The sequence below is a fragment of the Desulfurobacteriaceae bacterium genome (genome assembly GCA_039832905.1).
GTDB lineage: Bacteria > Aquificota > Aquificia > Desulfurobacteriales > Desulfurobacteriaceae > Desulfurobacterium.
The window spans coordinates 1-795 of record JBDOLX010000112.1; the positions used below are offsets into that span (position 1 = coordinate 1).

Consider the following 795-nt stretch of genomic DNA (forward strand, 5'->3'; position numbering starts at 1 on the left):
CATCCATTGACAGAAAAACCCCTCTTTTTGCCCCAATTTTTGGGTCAAAAGGTTTTTAGACTTGATAATGAAAAAATTAAAGATAGGAGGGAAAGAGATGCTATTAGAAGTAGGAAAGTTCTTAGTTAAGGCAGTTCTTAATGAGATGGTAAGAAAACAAACGAATGGGATCTTTTCTACCTATGATGAGTTAAAGGAATGGAATGATCTTTCAAAATCATTGAATTCTCTTTCAGATTCAAAAGAAAAAGATGATGACTTTTCCATTTTTAAACTTTAACTAAGAGGTAAAGTATGGCTGTTTACATTTGTTCAAAATGTGGAAGTATGGTTGAAAGTGGAGGAATTCCCTCTGGCGTTGGATGTCCAGCTGGAGGAAGTCATATATGGCATAGGGTATGCAACAATGGGGGAGTTATTCCTAAAAGAGGGACAAAAGCTTATCAGTGTAAAAAGTGTGGAAAAATCGTTTATTGTTCTTCCATTCCTATGGGAAGCGGATGTCCAACGGGAGGATCTCATAACTGGACTCAATTAACTTAGCAAGGAACAAAAAAGATGAAAGGAATAATTAAAACAGTAGTTTTATCAACGAGTATTACTAAGGTGCGTTCCTTCGGTGTATGTCCAAAGTGTGGTTTTTATCTTAAGCTTGTTTTTTCTCCTTTTGGAAAATTTATCGTTTGTCCAAGGTGTGACTTTTGGAGGAAGATTAATTAAGAACACTTCAAGGAGGTGGAGAATGGGAATTTTCGACTTCTTAGGAAAGTTATTTGGAGTTCGCTGCCCTAAGTG

General features: G+C 36.2%; 3 protein-coding genes. All 3 read left to right on the forward strand.

Annotated features, from left to right (window positions below; translation table 11 throughout):
- Positions 1–97: 97 nt before the first annotated feature.
- From ABGX27_08495 to ABGX27_08505, 3 genes are read left to right on the forward strand one after another with little or no spacing between them, the layout of a single operon-like run.
- Positions 98–280 carry a hypothetical protein gene (locus tag ABGX27_08495; GenBank protein MEO2069526.1) on the forward strand — a complete coding sequence of 61 codons (183 nt, stop codon included), beginning with the start codon at positions 98–100 and terminating at the stop codon, positions 278–280.
- A gap of 14 nt (positions 281–294) precedes the next feature.
- On the forward strand, positions 295–543 hold the full coding sequence (locus ABGX27_08500; GenBank protein ID MEO2069527.1) for a hypothetical protein: 249 nt from the start codon (positions 295–297) through the stop codon (positions 541–543).
- A gap of 15 nt (positions 544–558) precedes the next feature.
- Complete coding sequence (locus tag ABGX27_08505; GenBank protein ID MEO2069528.1) at positions 559–720, forward strand: hypothetical protein; 162 nt, start codon at positions 559–561, stop codon at positions 718–720.
- Positions 721–795: the final 75 nt, after the last annotated feature.

Excerpts from the sequence above, each read along its gene's own strand:
- ABGX27_08505 (MEO2069528.1), top strand. The coding sequence starts at position 559 with ATGAAAGGAATAATTAAAACAGTAGTTTTATCAACGAGTATTACTAAG.
- ABGX27_08500 (MEO2069527.1), top strand. The coding sequence starts at position 295 with ATGGCTGTTTACATTTGTTCAAAATGTGGAAGTATGGTTGAAAGTGGA.
- ABGX27_08495 (MEO2069526.1), top strand. The coding sequence starts at position 98 with ATGCTATTAGAAGTAGGAAAGTTCTTAGTTAAGGCAGTTCTTAATGAG.